The 16,434-nt window shown below is 67.0% G+C and carries 17 protein-coding genes and 3 pseudogenes; 15 read left to right on the top strand and 5 right to left on the bottom strand.

Features of this window, described 5'->3' with window-relative positions:
- Positions 1 to 95 precede the first annotated feature (95 nt).
- The 5 genes and pseudogenes from KZO24_RS11645 (at position 96) to KZO24_RS11625 (ending at position 3,825) form a co-directional block, all read left to right on the top strand.
- Positions 96 to 1,096 (top strand): annotated as a pseudogene (locus KZO24_RS11645) (inorganic phosphate transporter).
- Positions 1,097 to 1,263: 167 nt separating this feature from the next.
- Complete coding sequence (locus KZO24_RS11640) at positions 1,264 to 1,929, top strand: glutathione S-transferase family protein (RefSeq protein ID WP_271181972.1); 666 nt, start codon at positions 1,264 to 1,266, stop codon at positions 1,927 to 1,929.
- Positions 1,929 to 2,828 carry a S1/P1 nuclease gene (locus KZO24_RS11635; RefSeq protein WP_486486232.1) on the top strand — a complete coding sequence of 300 codons (900 nt, stop codon included), beginning with the start codon at positions 1,929 to 1,931 and terminating at the stop codon, positions 2,826 to 2,828. Before KZO24_RS11640 ends, KZO24_RS11635 begins: the two co-directional genes overlap by 1 nt.
- 89 nt (positions 2,829 to 2,917) lie before the next feature.
- On the top strand, positions 2,918 to 3,499 hold the full coding sequence (locus tag KZO24_RS11630) for a DMT family transporter (protein WP_486486231.1): 582 nt from the start codon (positions 2,918 to 2,920) through the stop codon (positions 3,497 to 3,499).
- Positions 3,403 to 3,825: an EamA family transporter gene (locus KZO24_RS11625; RefSeq protein WP_486486230.1), complete on the top strand. Its 423-nt coding sequence runs from the start codon at positions 3,403 to 3,405 to the stop codon at positions 3,823 to 3,825. Before KZO24_RS11630 ends, KZO24_RS11625 begins: the two co-directional genes overlap by 97 nt.
- Before the next feature lie 6 nt (positions 3,826 to 3,831).
- Here the strand turns inward: KZO24_RS11625 and KZO24_RS11620 are convergent.
- The 3 genes and pseudogenes from KZO24_RS11620 to KZO24_RS11610 all read right to left on the bottom strand — a co-directional run bounded on the left by KZO24_RS11620 (position 3,832) and on the right by KZO24_RS11610 (position 6,731).
- Positions 3,832 to 4,610 (bottom strand): annotated as a pseudogene (locus KZO24_RS11620) (SDR family NAD(P)-dependent oxidoreductase).
- 149 nt (positions 4,611 to 4,759) lie between these two features.
- Positions 4,760 to 6,084: pseudogene (locus KZO24_RS11615) on the bottom strand (NupC/NupG family nucleoside CNT transporter).
- Between the two features lie 449 nt (positions 6,085 to 6,533).
- Entirely contained in the window at positions 6,534 to 6,731 is a 198-nt protein-coding gene (locus tag KZO24_RS11610) for a hypothetical protein (RefSeq protein ID WP_069709049.1), read from the bottom strand.
- A gap of 240 nt (positions 6,732 to 6,971) precedes the next feature.
- Between KZO24_RS11610 and KZO24_RS11605 the strand changes: the two genes are divergently transcribed.
- The 10 genes from KZO24_RS11605 (at position 6,972) to KZO24_RS11560 (ending at position 14,202) form a co-directional block, all read left to right on the top strand.
- Positions 6,972 to 7,634 carry a queuosine precursor transporter gene (locus KZO24_RS11605; protein ID WP_486486229.1) on the top strand — a complete coding sequence of 221 codons (663 nt, stop codon included), beginning with the start codon at positions 6,972 to 6,974 and terminating at the stop codon, positions 7,632 to 7,634.
- A gap of 80 nt (positions 7,635 to 7,714) precedes the next feature.
- A complete protein-coding gene (gene argB / locus KZO24_RS11600) occupies positions 7,715 to 8,614 on the top strand; it encodes an acetylglutamate kinase (protein WP_008832918.1) in 900 nt (299 codons plus the stop codon).
- 47 nt (positions 8,615 to 8,661) lie between these two features.
- Complete coding sequence (locus tag KZO24_RS11595; RefSeq protein WP_271181967.1) at positions 8,662 to 9,213, top strand: hypothetical protein; 552 nt, start codon at positions 8,662 to 8,664, stop codon at positions 9,211 to 9,213.
- A 231-nt stretch (positions 9,214 to 9,444) separates the two neighbouring features.
- A complete protein-coding gene (locus KZO24_RS11590; RefSeq protein ID WP_008832920.1) occupies positions 9,445 to 9,738 on the top strand; it encodes a YggT family protein in 294 nt (97 codons plus the stop codon).
- Entirely contained in the window at positions 9,738 to 10,628 is an 891-nt protein-coding gene (gene folD / locus KZO24_RS11585) for a bifunctional methylenetetrahydrofolate dehydrogenase/methenyltetrahydrofolate cyclohydrolase FolD (RefSeq protein WP_271181966.1), read from the top strand. The genes KZO24_RS11590 and folD overlap by 1 nt, the downstream gene beginning before the upstream one ends.
- Complete coding sequence (locus KZO24_RS11580) at positions 10,625 to 11,314, top strand: Cif family virulence factor (protein ID WP_271181965.1); 690 nt, start codon at positions 10,625 to 10,627, stop codon at positions 11,312 to 11,314. The genes folD and KZO24_RS11580 overlap by 4 nt, the downstream gene beginning before the upstream one ends.
- Positions 11,315 to 11,324: 10 nt before the next feature.
- Positions 11,325 to 11,963 (top strand): MarC family protein, encoded by a 639-nt coding sequence (locus tag KZO24_RS11575; RefSeq protein WP_008829351.1) that lies wholly within the window; start codon positions 11,325 to 11,327, stop codon positions 11,961 to 11,963.
- Positions 11,960 to 12,301, top strand: a complete 342-nt coding sequence (locus KZO24_RS11570; protein WP_271181964.1) for a YnfA family protein — start codon at positions 11,960 to 11,962, stop codon at positions 12,299 to 12,301. The genes KZO24_RS11575 and KZO24_RS11570 overlap by 4 nt, the downstream gene beginning before the upstream one ends.
- Positions 12,302 to 12,385: 84 nt before the next feature.
- On the top strand, positions 12,386 to 13,396 hold the full coding sequence (locus KZO24_RS11565) for an LLM class flavin-dependent oxidoreductase (protein ID WP_271181963.1): 1,011 nt from the start codon (positions 12,386 to 12,388) through the stop codon (positions 13,394 to 13,396).
- Between the two features lie 8 nt (positions 13,397 to 13,404).
- The gene (locus KZO24_RS11560; RefSeq protein ID WP_271181962.1) at positions 13,405 to 14,202 is read left to right on the top strand and encodes an IclR family transcriptional regulator; all 798 of its coding nucleotides are present in this window, start codon (positions 13,405 to 13,407) and stop codon (positions 14,200 to 14,202) included.
- A gap of 102 nt (positions 14,203 to 14,304) precedes the next feature.
- Here KZO24_RS11560 and KZO24_RS11555 read toward each other — a convergent pair whose 3' ends face one another.
- Together KZO24_RS11555 and KZO24_RS11550 are read right to left on the bottom strand one after the other, a co-directional pair.
- A complete protein-coding gene (locus KZO24_RS11555; protein WP_271181961.1) occupies positions 14,305 to 15,387 on the bottom strand; it encodes a glycosyltransferase family 4 protein in 1,083 nt (360 codons plus the stop codon).
- Entirely contained in the window at positions 15,384 to 16,289 is a 906-nt protein-coding gene (locus tag KZO24_RS11550) for a UDP-2,3-diacylglucosamine diphosphatase (RefSeq protein ID WP_008830165.1), read from the bottom strand. The genes KZO24_RS11555 and KZO24_RS11550 overlap by 4 nt, the downstream gene beginning before the upstream one ends.
- Positions 16,290 to 16,434: the final 145 nt, after the last annotated feature.

The raw sequence follows: 16,434 nt of genomic DNA, 5'->3' as shown, positions 1-16,434 counted from the left end.
CGAGCGTAGCGAAGCAACCCAGGGCGGTTTGCGCAGGCCTGGATTGCTTCGTCGGTTTCACCTCCTCGCAATGACGAAGCCAGGGGCTTAACTTCGTGGACCACAGCCTTGCCCTGCCGCTGCTGATCGGCCTCGTCGCGCTCGCGCTGGCGTTCGATTTCCTCAACGGCCTGCACGATGCGGCCAATGCCATCGCGACGGTGGTGGCGACGCGTCTGCTCTCGCCGGTCTTCGCGGTGCTGTTCGCCGCTGCCGGCAACTTCCTCGCCTATTTCTTCGTCGGCCTCCACGTCGCCGAGACGGTGGGGAAGGGCATCATCGACGTCGATGCCGTCACCCCGGCCGTGGTGTTCGGCGCCTTGGTCGGTGCGATGTTCTGGAACGTGCTGACTTGGATCAAGGGCATTCCTTCCAGCTCCAGCCACGCGCTGATCGGCGGGTTGCTGGGCGCCGGGATCGCGCATGGCGGCTTCGCGGTGGTCGAAAGCTCGGGCACGGTGAAGACCATCGCGGCGATCTTCGTCTCGCCGGTGCTGGGCTTTGCCATCGCCATGTTGCTGATGCTGGTGACGAGTTGGCTGTTCAAGGGCACGTCCCCGCGCCAGTCGAACGGCATCTTCAAGAGCCTCCACCTGCTCTCCAGCGCCGCCTATTCGATCAGCCACGGCGGCAACGATGCGCAGAAGACGATGGGGATCATCGCGGTGCTGCTCTACTCGACCGGGCACATGTCGGGGGCTTCCATGTGCCGCACTGGGTTGTGCTGTCGTGCTATCTGGCGATTTCGCTGGGGACGCTGTCGGGCGGGTGGAAGATCATCAAGACGATGGGTTCCAAGCTGACCAAGCTCAATCACCACTCGGGCTTCTGCGCTTCGACCGCCGGTTCGATCGTGGTGTTCGGGGCTTCGGCGCTGGGCATTCCGGTTTCGACCACGCATGCCATCACCGGGTCGATCGTCGGCACCGGCGCGGCGCGGCGGTCGAGCGCGGTGCGCTGGTCGGTGGCGAGCCGGGTGATCGTGGCATGGTTCGTGACGATCCCCGCCAGCGCGGCGGTGGGCGCGCTGTTCTATCTGATAACGCGGGCGTTCTGAGGGCGGCGGGGCTTCGGTGCTTCGACAGGCTCGGCACTCAGCCTGAGCGGATTTGAGGGGGCATCAGCCAACGTCCGCTCACCCTGAGCTTGTCGAAGGGTCAGGCTCGACACATCGCGCCCCAGCCTCTAGGCCGCTCGTTCAGCAATCCCGAGGAACGCCGCCCCGTGAAGCTCATCATCGGCAACAAGAACTACTCCAGCTGGTCGCTGCGCGGCTGGCTCGCCTGCAAACAGTCGGGCCTGCATTTCGACGAGATCACCGTCCCCCTGTTCGGCGAGGAATGGGAAGCCTTCAAGAAGTCCTCCGACGACCTCGCCCCCAGCCACGGCAAAGTGCCGATCCTGTGGGATGGCGAGGCGGTGGTGTGGGATTCGCTCGCCATCGTCGACTATCTTGCCGACAAGGTCGGCCGCGATCGCTTCTGGCCCAAGGACGACGCGGCGCGCGCCATGGCGCGATCGATGGTGGCGGAGATGCACTCCGGCTATCTGTCGCTGCGCCGCAATTGCCCGATGAACATCCGCTCGCGCGTCGAACTGCCGGGGCTGGAGGACGAGACCCGCACCGACATCGTGCGCATCCTCACCCTCTGGGCCGAGGCGCGGGCGCGGTTCGGCAAAGGCGGGCCGTTCCTGTTCGGCACCTTCGGCGCGGCGGACGTGTTCTACGCCCCCGTCGTCAGCCGCTTCCTGACGTACGGCATCGGCGTGCCCGGCTTCGCGCAGGCCTACATGCAGGCGGTGTGGGAGCACGAATGGATGCAGGCCTGGATCGCCGCGGCCGAGGCGGAGGACTGGGTCATCGAACAGTACGAGCACCCGGTGGTCTGATGATGCGCAAAGTTCTCCTTCTCCTAGCCGCTCTTGCGACGATCGTATCCAGCCCGGCCTTCGCCTGGGGTGCGATGGGGCACCGAACCGTGGCGGGCATCGCCATGGCCAACGTTCGCCCTGCCACCCGCGTCGCCATCCGCAAGCTGCTCGCCCATGAGCGCGAGATGGACACGCCCAAGTGCTCGATGCGCACGATCGAGGACGCCGCGACCTGGCCCGACTGCATCAAGGGCGAGCGCTGGCGCTGGGCCTACCAGAATTCCTGGCACTACCACGACCAGCCGGTCTGCGGGACGTTCGACCTCAAGCAACTGTGCCGCGACGGCATGTGCGCCACCGCGCAGATCGAGCGCGACGAGAAGCTGCTGGCCAACCACAAGCTGGCGCCGGTGCTGCGGCTTGAGGCGCTGGTCTTCCTCGTCCACTTCGTCGGCGACATCCACCAGCCGCTGCATATCGGCGAGAACGAGGACCAGGGCGGCAACGCGGTGAAGGCCGATTACGGCGACGCGCCGGGTCGCAACCTGCACTCGATCTGGGACACGACCTTGGCCGAGCGCGCGATCACCTCCGCCCGCCCGCCGCTGGTGCGCGTCTACAGCGCGGCCGAAAAGGCGCGGCTGGCGACCGGCACGCTGGAAGACTGGACCCGCGAGAGCTACGAGATCAGCCGCGACGTGCTCTATCCGCTGGCGTTCGGCGGCAAGCTGCCCTGTCACGTGGGGGCGACGTCAAGGAGCCGCAGAAGATCGTCTGGACCAACGCAGCGATCGAACAGACGATTCCGATCGTCGATGAACGCATCGAGCGGGCGGGGCTGCGTCTGGCGCAGATGCTCGACAAGGCGCTGGCATAATGGCGTCGTCCCGGACTTGATCCGGGACCGCTGGCCGTGAACAGCCCATCCTGCGGCGTCGGCAGCGAGGTTGTGCCTAAAGATAGCCAACGGTCCCGGATCAAGTCCGGGACGACGAATGGAGCAGCCGTGCCCAAGTCTCCCTCTCACACCCGCGCGTTTCTGCTGCTCGGCCTTGTGATGCTGTTCTGGGCTGGCAATTCGATCACCGGCCGCGCGGTGCGGGACGACATTCCGCCGTTCACGCTCGCGTTCGGGCGCTGGCTCATCGCGGTGCTGATCCTGCTGCCGTTCGCGGCGCGGCAGGCCTGGGCGGAGCGCGCGGCGATAGTCGCGGGATGGCGCTGGATCGCGGCGCTGGGGTTCCTCGGCATCGTCTGCTTCAATTCGTTCGTCTACTCCGGGCTACATCATACGAGCGCGGCCAATGCCCTGCTGCTGCAGGCGTCGATTCCGGCTCTGGTACTGGTGCTCGATCGCATGATCTTCGGAACGCGGGCGGGGGTGCTGCACCAGGCGGGCGTCGCACTGTCCACCGTCGGGGTCGTCGCCATCGTGTTCCGGGGGACGTATCCGCGCTGGCGACATTGCGGCTTGGCATCGGCGATGCGCTGGTGCTGTGCGGCGTCGTGGTATGGGGGCTCTACACTGTGCTCCTGCGCAAGCGGCCGCCGATCGCGCCGGCGAGCTTCTTGCTTATGGTGTTCCTGATCGGCGCGGTGTTCATGGCGCCTTTGGCAGCTTGGGAAGCGGCGCAGGGGCTTGCAGTCGCCTGGAGCCCGAAGGTGCTCTCGGCCTTCCTCTACGTCGGCATTTTTCCGTCGGTGTTGGCCTACTTCATCTACAACGCCGCTACAGTGCAACTCGGCGCGGCGCGGGCCGGGCAGGCGATCACGCTGATGCCGCTGTTCGGTGCACTGCTCTCCGCGCTGCTGCTGGGCGAGCGGCTGGAAGGCTACCACTTCCTCGGCATGGCGTTGATCCTCGCGGGGATCGTGCTGTCGCCCGCGGAACTGATGCGCAGGCGTTCCGTCTGAGGCGGCTCAGCCGAGGCGTTGGCGCATCCCTTCCGCCATGCCCGCCAGTGCCTCGCGGCGGGGACGGGCGCGGAGCGCATCGAACATGGCGCGGTAATGCGCGTGTGGTACGAAGGTCGGTCCCTCGCGCACGTTGTCGAGGGCTAGGCGCGCGACTTCGGCCGGGCTTTGCAGGTTGGCGATGCCCTCCATCCCGGCGGTCGCCTCTGTCTCGGTAGCGCCGGGGCAGAGCGTCAGCACGTCCACGCCGCTGCCCTGCATCTCGCCCCAGAGCGCCTCGCCCAGCGCCACGACCAGTGCCTTGGTGGCGGAGTATGCGGCTGAGTACGGGCAGCCGATCAGGCCCTCGACCGAGGCGGTGAAGATCAGACCTCCGCTCGCCCGTGCCTTGAGGCGGGGATCAGACCGTGGGCCAGCTGCATCGGCGCGTGGCAGTTGACGGTGAGCATCCGCGCCATCGCGGCCGGGTCCTGCGCCTCGAACGCGCCCTTGATGTTGAAGCCGGCATTGCTGACGACGAGGCCGATGTCGGTGCCCTCGGTCGCCTCGAGTATCCGCGCGGGAGTCGCCGGGTCACCGAGGTCCGCACCGAGCACGGTGGTCCGGGTGCCGTGCGAGGACGCCAGCCGCTCCGCCAGCGCATCGAGCGGGTCGGTCCGGCGCGCGGTGAGGACGAGGTGGAAGCCCCGGTCGGCCAGTTCCTCGGCGAAGGCGAGGCCGATCCCTGAAGAAGCGCCCGTCACCAGCGCGGTGGGGCCGTAAGTCTCGCGGAATCGGTCGGTCATGCTCTGGTCCTCTCAAGGGGAGAGAAGACCCAAGCCTCAGGCCGGTGTCCAGTTTCCCCGGGGCAACATCGCCGGGACGGACCGCTCTAAGTCAATTGTTTATCGCATTTTCCGAGTCATCAGGTGTTTCCACCTGATTAGAAAATGCTTCAGGCGACGGTGAGGAACAGCCCCGCCAGCGCCGCGCTCATCAGGTTCGACAGGCTGCCCGCCGCCAGCGCGCGGATGCCCAGCTTCGCGATGATCGGGCGCTGGTTGGGGGCAAGTCCGCCGGTCACGGCCATCTGGATCGCGATCGAGGAGAAGTTGGCGAAGCCGCACAGCGCGAACGTCACCACCGCCACGGTGCGGGGCGAAAGCAGGCCGTCCTTGCCCAGTTCGATGAACGAGACGAATTCGTTGAGCACGATCTTGGTGCCGAACAGGCCGCCTGCGTGCAGCGCCTCGGTCCAGTCGGGGGTCGCCAGCAGGTAGAAGATCGGCGCGAAGATGTAGCCCAGCAGCGACTGGAACGTCACCCCCTGGAAGCCGAAGAGCCCCGCCGCCCAGCCGACGAAGCCGTTGGCGAGCGCGATCAGCGCCACGAATGCGAGAACCATCGCGCCCACCGCGACCGCCAGCTTCACGCCGGTCTGCGCGCCCTGCGATGCGGCCATGATGATGTTGGCGGGCTTTTCCTCCTCGTGCTCGACGGCTTCGGGCTCGTCGACGTGGACGCCGGGGAGATGGGTGACGTCGGCGCGGTTCATCGCGGCGGCGGCGGCGCCTGCGGGGGCAGGGTGCTCTCATGGACCTCGGCGTTCGAAGCCACGCCGGGCCGCGGATCGGGCATGATCATCTTGGCCATGAAGATGCCGCCCGGTGCCGACATGAAGGCGGCGGCGACGAGGTAGTCGATGCGGATGCCCATCGAGGCATAGGCGGCCAGGATCGTGCCCGCCACGCCTGCCAGGCCCACCGTCATCACGCAGAACAGCTGCGAGGGGTTCAGCGAGGCGAGGTAGGGGCGGATCACCAGCGGCGCCTCGCTCTGGCCCACGAAGATGTTGGAGGCCGCGCAAAGGCTTTCGACCTTGCTGATCCCGGTCACCTTCTCCAGCGCACCGCCCAGCCAGCGCACCACCAGCGGCATGATCTTCAGGTAGTAGAGGATGGAGATCAGCGAGGCGAAGAAGATGATCACCGGCAGCGCCGCGATGGCGAAGCTGGTGCCGCCGATTTCCGGCGAGGCGAGCGGGCCGAACAGGAAGGTCACGCCTTCATGCGCGTAGCTCAGCAGCCCCTCGACGCCCGAGGCGGCGCCGCGCAGCATGCGGTTGCCGAACGGCACGTAGAGCACCAGCGCGGCAAGGCCCGCCTGCAGCGCGAAGGCCGCGCAGACGACGCGCGGGCGGATCGCCTTGCGGTCGGTCGAGAGCAGGAAGGCTGCCGCCATGATGAGAACGATGCCGATCAGGCTGTAGGCGACATGCATCGAGGCGCTTGGCTCCGGGAGAGGAAGGGGAAACAGCCGCCGACCCTAGAGGCGCGACGGACGCAGGGCTAGAGGGTTTTGCGGCGGGTGCCCCGCAAGGTGACAGGTTTACACGGTTTACACTGTCCAGGGCGAAGAAGGTGTCACCTTGCGACGGGGTAGGGGCGTGATTGGCGCAAATGCGTGAGTGCGGGTGTCACCTTGTGCGTGAAAAGTGTAACCTGGGGACAGCGATGTGTCACCTTGCGGGGCATCGGGTGTAACCTTGTGGCCGGGGGACGGGCGACGGGAATAGTACGCGGCGGCGCCCTTGTAGGAAACCATGGCTTACCGGACAGGGTATCGCGTCCGCCTACCCTCTTTCGTCATTGCGAGCGTAGCGAAGCAATCCAGGGCGGTGTCAGGCTGCCCTGGATTGCTTCGCTACGCTCGCAATGACGACGTCGGGATTACCCCGCCTGCCGCTTCATCTCCAGATAGGCTGCCTCGCGCGCTTCGGCGTCAAGCGACAGGAGGTAGCGACTGGCCTCCTTGTAAGTCAGGAAAGGCTTGTCATCCGCGACGACAGGCTCGGTGCGGCCGTTGTAGAGGCGGCGCAGCAGGCGGCGCTGGGGGCGGGTGAGGGCATTGTCTTCGTCTTCGGTCATGGCGAGGCGGCTAGCACGGCGGCTAGACGATAGCGATGACCCCGCCGCATCCTCCCCGTTGCGCAGCAATGGGGAGGGGACCGCCGACGCAGTCGGTGGTGGAGGAGTCGGAAAGCCCCTCCGTCAGTCGCTGCGCGCCTGCCACCTCCCCATCGCTTCGCGACAGGGAGGATGCGACGGGGCTCGCATTTTCTCCACCGAACCCTAGTCCAACGCCGCTTTGCCCGTTACAGGGAGGCGATGGATCGATCCGTCACTGCGCCCGCGCCCATCATCACCCGCTCGCTTTTCGTCTTCTCGCTGCTCTACGGCGGCCTCGTCGTGCTGGCGGGAGTGCTCGGGACCAAGCTGGCTTCGCTCGGCCACTGGCCGGTGCTGGGCGACCTCGCGGTCGGATCGGGGATCTTCGCGTTCCTGTTGCTGGTTGTGCTTTCCAGCGCCATCGCCGAACTCCACGGCCCGGACACCGCCAACAAGCTGGTGCGCTTCGGGTTCATCCCGCTGATCGTCTCGATGCTGCTGCTGACCTTCGTGATCCACGTGGTCCCGCCGGCTGCGTTCTGGGGCGACCAGGAGGCCTATGCCCGCCTGCTCGGGCAGGGCGCACGGATGCAGTTCGCCGGGCTGATCTCCTACGGCGTGTCGCAGACGCTGAACGTCCTGATCTTCTCCAAGCTGTCGCAGGCTGGCGGCAAGCTGCTGCTGGTGCGCGCGTGGATCGCCTCGATGCTGTCGCAGGTGATCGACACGGTGCTGTTCATCACCATTTCCTTCGTCGGAACCGGGTTGCCGATCGTGCAGATCATGGAGGGCCAGATCATCTCGAAGCTGGTGCTCTCGACGATCATGGTGCCGCCGTTCATCTGGTTCTTCGTGAAGCTGGGCAGGAAACTGGATTCCTGAGCCGATTAACGGCACGATTACGCCGAAAAAATCACGTTAAGCGGGTTCAAAATTGCGCGTGGGGGCGTATTAGCGCCCTCATGTCGAATCCGCACCACCCCGCCCTGCTGGCCAAGGCCGAAACCCTCGTCGATGCGCTGCCCTACATGCAGCGATATGCGGGGCGCACGTTCGTGGTCAAATACGGCGGCCACGCCATGGGCGATCCCGAAAAGGCGGTGGACTTCGCCGAGGACGTGGTGCTGCTGAAGGCGGTGGGCATCAACGTCGTCGTCGTGCACGGCGGCGGGCCGCAGATCGGCGCGATGCTCAAGAAGGTCGGCGTCGAGAGCCAGTTCGTCGATGGCCTGCGCATTACCGACAAGGCGACCGCCGAAGTGGCCGAGATGGTGCTGTCGGGCGCGATCAACAAGGAAATCGTCGGCTGGATCGCCAAGGCCGGCGGCAAGGCGATGGGCGTGTCGGGCAAGGACGGCGGGATGGTCACCGCGCGCAAGGTCTCGCGCACCCGCAAGGACCCCGACAGCCTGATCGAGCAGGTGGTCGATCTCGGCTTCGTGGGCGAGCCCGAACACATCGACACCCGGGTGATCGAGACGATCTCGGGCGCGGGGATGATCCCGGTCATCGCCCCGATCGCGGCCGGGCCGGACGGCGGCACCTACAACGTCAACGCCGACACGATGGCGGGCGCCATCGCCGCGGCGCTGGGTGCATCGCGCCTGTTCCTGCTGACCGACGTGCCCGGCGTGCTCGACAAGCAGGGCGAGCTGCTGACCGACCTGACCCCCGCCGCGATCGCGGGCCTGAAGGAAGACGGCACCATCTCGGGCGGCATGATCCCCAAGCTGGAGACCTGCATTCACGCGGTCGAGGCGGGCTGCGAGGCGGCCGTCGTCCTTGACGGACGGGTTTCGCATGCCATGTTGCTGGAAATATTCACGCAGGAAGGTGCAGGTACGCTCATCCGGGCGGGCTGAACTACCCTTGCGAGGGGATCAAGGAACTGAAAGGCGTCTCGAAGCACATGCGCACCAAAGCTGCACTCGCCGTCCTGCTCTCCGGCTCGTTGCTGGCCCTTGCCGCCTGCGGTAAGGCGGGAGAGGACCCGGCCGTGCTCGACAGCGCAAGTGCGGCGGCGGATGCCGGCGATGCGGTGGTCGATGTCGGGCCGGTGGACGGCGCGACGTCCGTGGCAGCGCCTGCCGCAAGCACGCTCGACACCCCCGCCCTGACCGAGCGCCGCGATCCCGAACGACTGCTGCGCTACTACGTCAGTGCCGTGCGCATCGGCGACTGGAACGCCGCGGCTCAGGCCTGGAGCCTCGATGCCGAGATGACGGCGCAAAAGCTGCAGGGCGAATTCGGCGGTTCCAAGCCCCGCCTCGCGGTCGGCAAGGGCGACATGGAGGGCGCGGCGGGCTCGCTCTATTACGAGGCGCCGATCGTCGTGGACTTCGGCGACGGGCGCACCTCGAAGCGCGGAACCATCGTTCTGCGCCGCGTGAACGACGTGCCGGGCGCCAGCGGCAGCCAGCTCAACTGGCGGATCGAGCGGACTTCGACGCTTACGCAGTAATACCTCGTTTCGTCATTGCGAGCGAAGCGAAGCAATCCAGAGCGGCTTACTCGGCCCTGGATTGCTTCGCTTCGCTCGCAATGACGAGGTAGGCTGGTTGGCGGTGGTCGATCCCGATCCAACTCCTGCAGACGCGCCCTTGCCCACCGACCACCCGCTCGGCTATCAGCGCGCGCAGAACCATGCCGCATGTGCGAACGTGCTGTCCCAACGTCATTCTAGGAGCCGGCCTTGCTGTTCCTCACCATTTTCCAGATCGTCAGCTACCTGATCGACATCATCGTCTTCGTGGTGATCGTGCAGTTCGTGCTCGGGCTGCTGATCGCGTTCAACGTAGTCAACATGCACAACCAGTTCGTGTCGGCGGTCTATACCGCGCTGAACGCGATCCTCGAGCCGCTCCTGCGGCCGATCCGCAAGATCATGCCCAACACCGGCGCGATCGACTTCTCGCCGATGGTGCTGATCATCGGTCTCAAGATCCTGCAGATCATCTTCGGCAACCTTGCCATGGCGGGCTACTGATGAGCCAGGTCATCGACGGAAAGGCTTTCGCCGAGGGCCTGCGCGCCCGCGTCGGCACCGCTGCGGTGGGCTTCGAGGCGAAGAGCGGCCGCAAGGCGGGTCTCGCCGTGGTGCTGGTGGGCGAGGACCCGGCCAGCCAGGTCTACGTGCGCAACAAGGGCAAGCAGACGCTCGCGGCGGGCATGAACAGCTTCGAGCACAAGCTGCCCGCAGACACGTCCGAAGCGGATCTGCTGGCCGTGGTCGAGCAGCTCAACAATGACCCGGCTGTGGACGGCATCCTCGTCCAGCTGCCGCTGCCCGCGCACATGAACGAGCAGAAGGTCATCGCCACGATCAACCCGGACAAGGACGTCGACGGCTTCCATGTCGTCAACGTCGGCCGTCTGGCGACCGGCCTGCCGGGCTTCGTGCCCTGCACGCCGCTGGGCTGCGTGATGCTGCTGAAGGACCGGCTGGGTTCGCTCTCGGGCCTCGACGCGGTGGTGATCGGCCGCTCCAACATCGTCGGCAAGCCGATGGCGCAGTTGCTGATCGCGGAAAGCTGCACCGTCACTGTCGCGCACAGCCGCACCAAGGATCTGCCCGAGGTGGTGCGCCGCGCCGACATCGTGGTGGCGGCGGTCGGCCGTCCCGAGATGGTCAAGGGCGACTGGCTCAAGCCCGGCGCGACCGTGATCGACGTGGGCATCAACCGCGTTCCCGGTGCCGAGGAAGGCAAGACGAAGCTCGTCGGCGACGTCGATTTCGCCTCGGCCGCCGAAGTCGCGGGTGCGATCACGCCGGTTCCGGGCGGGGTCGGGCCGATGACTATCGCGGTACTTCTGCGTAACACCATCGTCGCCGCGCACCGCAATGCGGGCCTCGCCTTCGACGAGACTGGCCTTTGAAGCGGATCGCGCTCGGTCTAGCGCTGGTAGCGGTTTTCGCTGCGTCAGCCCAGACCGATGCGCGGCCCAGGCGCCGCCTCCCGCCCGGTACGGGAACGGCCAACCCCAGCGCCCTCGTTGCCGAGGAGATCGCCTTCGCCCGGCTCGCGCGCGAGAAGGGTCAGTGGAAGGCGTTCCGCGAATTCGCGGACGATACCGCAATCATGTTCGTGCCGCAGGAAGTGCAGGCGCAGGACTGGCTGAAGAAGCAGGCCGATCCCGCCGCTCCTGTGCAGTGGGAGCCGCATCAGGTCTGGATGAGCTGCGACGGCACGCTGGGCGTCACCAAGGGCGCCTGGCAGCGCCCGGACGGTTCGGTCGGCTGGTACACCACGATCTGGCAGCGGCAGAAGAAGGGCGAGTATCGCTGGGTGCTCGACCACGGCGACACCCTGCCGAGCGCTTTGCCGGAGCCCGACATGCTCACCGCGCGGGTCGCGAAATGCGGCCGGCGCCCGGACGCGCCGCCTCCGGGTACGCCGCCTGCGGACGCGCGCACTTTCACCGGCGGCAACTCGCTCGACGGCACCTTGCGCTGGCACGTCACGGTCATGAGCGCCAACGATGCGCGCACGGTCAGTGTACAACTGTGGAATGGCACCGGGTTCGACACGATCGTAGAGGACAAGGTGACGCCGCAAGGTTAGGGTAGGGCGGATGTACGAACTTTTCCTCAGCGCCTTCGTCACGCTCTTCGTCGTCATCGATCCGCCGGGCTGCGCGCCCATCTATGCCGGGCTCTCCGCCGGGGCGAGCCGTGCGCAGGCGATCTCCATGGCAACCCGCGCCTGCGTGATCGCGGCGATCATCCTCGTGGTCTTCGCGTTGTTCGGCAAGACGCTGCTGAACGCCCTGCACATCGAACTCGACGCCTTCCGCATCGCTGGGGGCATCATGCTGTTCATGATCGCCATCGACATGGTCTTCGAGAAGCGCACCCAGCGGCGCGAGGAGCGGGCCGAGAAGATCATCGCCCACAACGCCGCCACGCCCGAGATCGAGGACGTGTCCGTCTTCCCGATGGCGATGCCGATGCTGGCGGGGCCGGGCTCGATCGCGACGATGATGCTGCTGACCAGCCGCGCGCACGGCACCGAGCAGACGCTGACGATCCTGGGCGCGATGATCGCGGTCATGCTGCTGGCCTTCGCCGCGCTTGCCGCTGCCGGGCCGCTGATGAAGGTGCTGGGCGACAAGGTCGAGGCGGTGATCACCCGCCTGCTTGGCGTGCTGCTGGCGGCGCTGGCGGCGCAGTATGTGATCGACGGGGTCAAGGCGACGCTGCTTTCTGCATGACCGGGGGCGTGATCCAGACCGCCGCCGTCTACCTCCTCGCCGCGCTGGCCGAGATCGGCGGCTGCTTCGCGTTCTGGGGCTGGTTGCGGATGGGCAAGCCGGTCTGGTGGCTGGTGCCGGGCTGCGTCTCGCTGGTGGTCTTCGCCTGGCTGCTGACGCTGGTGGACACCTCGCAGGCGGGCCGGGCCTATGCGGCTTACGGCGGCATCTACATCACTTCGGCGCTCTTGTGGCTATGGCTGGTCGAGGGCGTGCGGCCGGACCGCTGGGACATGGGCGGCGCGCTGCTCTGCCTGGCCGGGGTGGGGGTGATCCTGCTGGGGCCGCATAAGGGCTGAGGCCCATTCATCGCCCCCGCGCCTTGCCGCTTGGGTGGCGGCCTCTACTCTCGCGTCAAATCACAAGACGACGGAGAAGGCTGCATGACCGGCAGGCTGGAGTTCAGCTACCTCTACGATTTCCGCAATCCGGCCCCGTGGCGCCGCCCGCCCGAAGCGCTCTACGCCGAAATCCTCGACGTGGTTGCGGAAACCGAAGCGCTGGGCTTCGACGGCGCTTTCGTGCCCGAGCACCATCTCGCCGAGGACGGCTACATGTCCTCGCCGCTGGTGGCGCTCGCCGCGATGGCTGCACGCACGCGGCGGATGCGGCTGGGCACCGGCATCGCGCTTGCCCCTCTCTACGAGCCGCTGCGGTTCGCACAGGACTGCGCGGTGCTCGACAGTCTGTCCGGCGGACGGCTGCAACTGGGGCTCGCGATCGGCTATCGTGCGCGGGAGTACGCGGCGCACGGGCTGGATTTCACCAAGCGCGGCGCCCGGTTCGACGAATTCCTGGAGATCGTGCGCCGCCTTTGGTCCGGCGAGACGGTAGACTTCGAAGGCGGCTTCTTCACCCTCCACGGCGCCAAAGCCTCACCGCTCTCAACCCGGGGGCATATCCCGCTCTACATCGGCGGCTTCGCGCCCAAGGCGATGGAGCGGGTTGCGCGGCACGGCGATGGCTACTTCGGCAATCCCGAGATCTGGCCGCTCTACCGCGAGAAACTGGAAGCGGCGGGCAAGAGCCAGGCCGATGCACGCATCTGGATACAGGGCCTGATGCTGGTCGTTGCCGAGGACAAGACGGCGGCGCTGGAGGAACTGGCGCCCCATTTCCACCACGTCAACAACAGTTACGGCGCCTGGATGAACGAAGACAAGGCCATCGGCCTCGACGGTCCGACGATCCAGCCGATGAGCCTCGATGCCTTCAAGGCCAGCGGCATCCTGCAGATCCTGACCCCGTCCGAGGCGGTCGCCTACTTCCACCGCCTGCTGGAAAAGGCCCCGGTCGAGCAATTCACGATGATGATGCCGCCCGGCCTTCCGGCGGAGCGCTTCCTCGCTTATGCCGGGCTCTTCGCGCGGGAGGTTCTCCCGCATTTCCAGTGAGGGCGTGCGTGATCGAGGATGCGGAGAAGGACGGCGAGCGCCGGGGCGGGTCGCCGCAGTCGGTCACCCGGGTCATCCGCCTGCTCGAAGCGCTCTGCGTCAGCACCGAGCCGGTGTCGCTGGCCGATCTCAGCCGGCGCCTGAGCACCCCCAAGAGCAGCCTTGCGGCACTGCTGCGCGGGTTGGCGGACGAAGACCTCGTCGTCGCGACCGAAGGGGCGTGGCGGCTTGGTCCGGGCGCTTTCGGCCTTGGCAGCGCGCTGACCGAGGCGCGGCGGCGGCTGCAAAGCTCCGACCTCGTGCGCGACGGGATGCGGCGGCTGGCCGCACGCAGCGGGGAGACGGTGCTGCTGGCGGTGGGCGACCAGGATCACGGGATGATCACCTATGTGGACCTTGTCGAGAGCAGCAATGTGGTGCGCTATACGGTGTCGATCGGTGACCGACGGCCGTTCTATGCGACGGCGGCGGGTCGGGTGCTGCTGTCCACGTGCTCACCTGCAGCGGTCGAGACGTACCTGAAGCGGGTGGCGCCGGCGCGGCTGGCTCCGGGGACTGAGATCGACCCCGCCGTGCTTGCGGATGTGGTCGAGCAGGCCCGTGCGGCAGGTTATGCGCAGACCGTCGATCAGGCCGCCGAGGGTGTCACCGGCACGGCGGCGGTGGTGCGTGATGCGGCGGGTGGTGTGGTGGGCGCTCTGGTGATCGCCGCGCCCAGTACGCGTGCGGCCGGGCGGCTGGAAGACCTCGCCCGGCTGGTGCGGGACGAGGCCGCCGCGATCTCGCGCAGTCTCGGGTTCAGGTAGGCCCCACTACCTTCGTCATTGCGAGCGCAGCGAAGCAATCCAGGGCAGTTTCACACCGCTCTGGATTGCTTCGCTACGCTCGCAATGACGGCGCAAGGGATGTCAGGCCGCCGACCTCAACCTGCGTTCGGCGTTCTCCAGTGCGCCCTCGATCGCGGCGAGAAACTGGTCCGTCGCGCGTTCCCACGAATAGAGCGAGCCCAGCGCGGCGGCGTCGGTCCGCTCCACCGTCAGTGCGCCCTCGACCGCGCGGGCGAGCGAGGTATCGACTGCGCCCGCCGCCCAGCCGACACGGTGGTCCACGCCCCGTCCGTCAGGGCCGAGGATGTCGATCGGCCCGGTCACCGGGTACGCTGCCACCGGAGTGCCGCAGGCCAGCGCCTCAATGACGACGAGGCCGAAGGTGTCGGTCAGGCTGGGGAACACGAAGCAGTCGGCGCTGCGATAGGCAGAGGCCAGCGCCTCGCCCGACAGTGCGCCGAGGAACAGCACGTGCGGATAGCGGCGGCGCAGGTTGTCGAGCGCAGGGCCGTCTCCGACCACCACTTTGCTGCCGGGCACGTCGAGGTCGAGGAAGGCCTCGAGGTTCTTCTCCGGCGCGACGCGGCCAACATTGAGCAGGACAGGACCGGGCCGCATCGCCTTCAGCGCGGTCATCTCTTCAAGGCGCGGGCCGTCGGGGCGGAACATGGCGTGGTCGATGCCCCGGCTCCACGCGCGGGTCGGGCCGATGCCGCGTTCTTCCAGTTCGGCGGCGAGGCTGCGGGTGGAGACCATGACCGCCTGGCTTTGCGCATGGAAACGCTGCAGGATCGGCCAGAAGTACTCGGCCGAGAGCCCGGTGCGCACCGCGCAGTATTCGGGAAAACGCGTGTGGAAGGCGGAAGTGAAGGGCACCCCGCGCGCCAGGCACCAGCCGCGCGCGGCCCAGCCGATCGGGCCTTCGGTGGCGATGTGGACGATGTCCGGCGCCGCCTTGTCGAGCATCCGGCGTACGCCGAAGCGCGGCGCCATCGCCAGCCGGATCGAGGCATAGCCCGGCATCGGCATCGTCAGGAAGCGGTCGGGCGTGATCGTCTCGACCTCGTGCCCGCGGGCAGTGAGGTGTTCGACGGTCGAGGTGAGCGAGCGGACGACGCCGTTGACCTGCGGCAACCAGGCGTCGGTTGCCAGGGCCAGCTTCACGATACGGCCTCCGGGGTGGCTTCCTTGTCTGCGGCGTGCTCCTCGGCGGCCGTTTCGGCGATCGTGTGGCCGCCGGTTTCCTTGACCCAGTCGATCAGGGACATGTGGCCGGTGAAGTCTTCCGCCAGTGCGGTGCAGCTTTCGACCCAATCGCCGTCGTTGTAATACGTGATGCCGCCGAATTCGCGGATTTCGGCGCAGTGGATGTGGCCGCAGACGACGCCGTCGAACCCGCGGGAGGTGGCCTCGTTGGCGACGGCTTCCTCGTAGCTGCCGATGAACTGGACGGCGTTCTTGACCTTCTTCTTCATGTAGGCCGAGAGGGACCAGTACGGCATGTGAAAGCGGCGGCGCACGGCGTTGAACACGATGTTGGCGCGCAGCAGCATCGAGTAGGCCTGGTCGCCCAGGAACGCGAGCCACTTGTGGTAGAGCACCACGCCGTCGAAGGCATCCCCGTGCGTCACCAGCAGGCGGCGGCCGTCGACGGTGGTGTGGACGTATTCCAGCGCCAGCTCGACGCCGCCGAAGCTGAGGCCCGCATAGTCGCGCAGCATCTCGTCGTGGTTGCCGGCGATGAAGATCACGCGGGTGCCGCGGTGCGCCATCTTGAGGATGCGGCGCACGACTTCGTTGTGGGCGTCCGGCCAGTACCAGCCCTTGCGCAGCCGCCAGCCGTCGACGATGTCGCCGACGAGGTAGAGCGTCTCGCACTCGTGCGCCCGCAGGAAGTCGACCAGCATGTTCGCGTTGCAGCCGCGCGTGCCGAGGTGGATGTCCGAGATCCAGATCGTGCGGTACTTGCGCTTGGGCCGGAAGCCCTTGGGATCGGGAAGGTCAAGCCAGGCGGGAATCCCGCTGTTGTTGCCACGTCCGATGAAGTCTTCGATCTGCTCGCGCATGGTCGTTCGTCCCCAAATTCCCTGCGATTTCGGGGCCTATGACAGCAGGCGGTTGCGGCGGCGTGACGGTTGCGGGTCAATTCGATGACAAGTGCCAAGCGGCTTGTTGATAAGCGATATTTCCCGATTGTTTCCGGCGTCGGGG

This window comes from Novosphingobium sp. NFX11, assembly GCF_057376415.1.
Note: the sequence above shows the minus strand (reverse complement) of the source record. Positions and strands in the feature narration are given on the sequence as shown.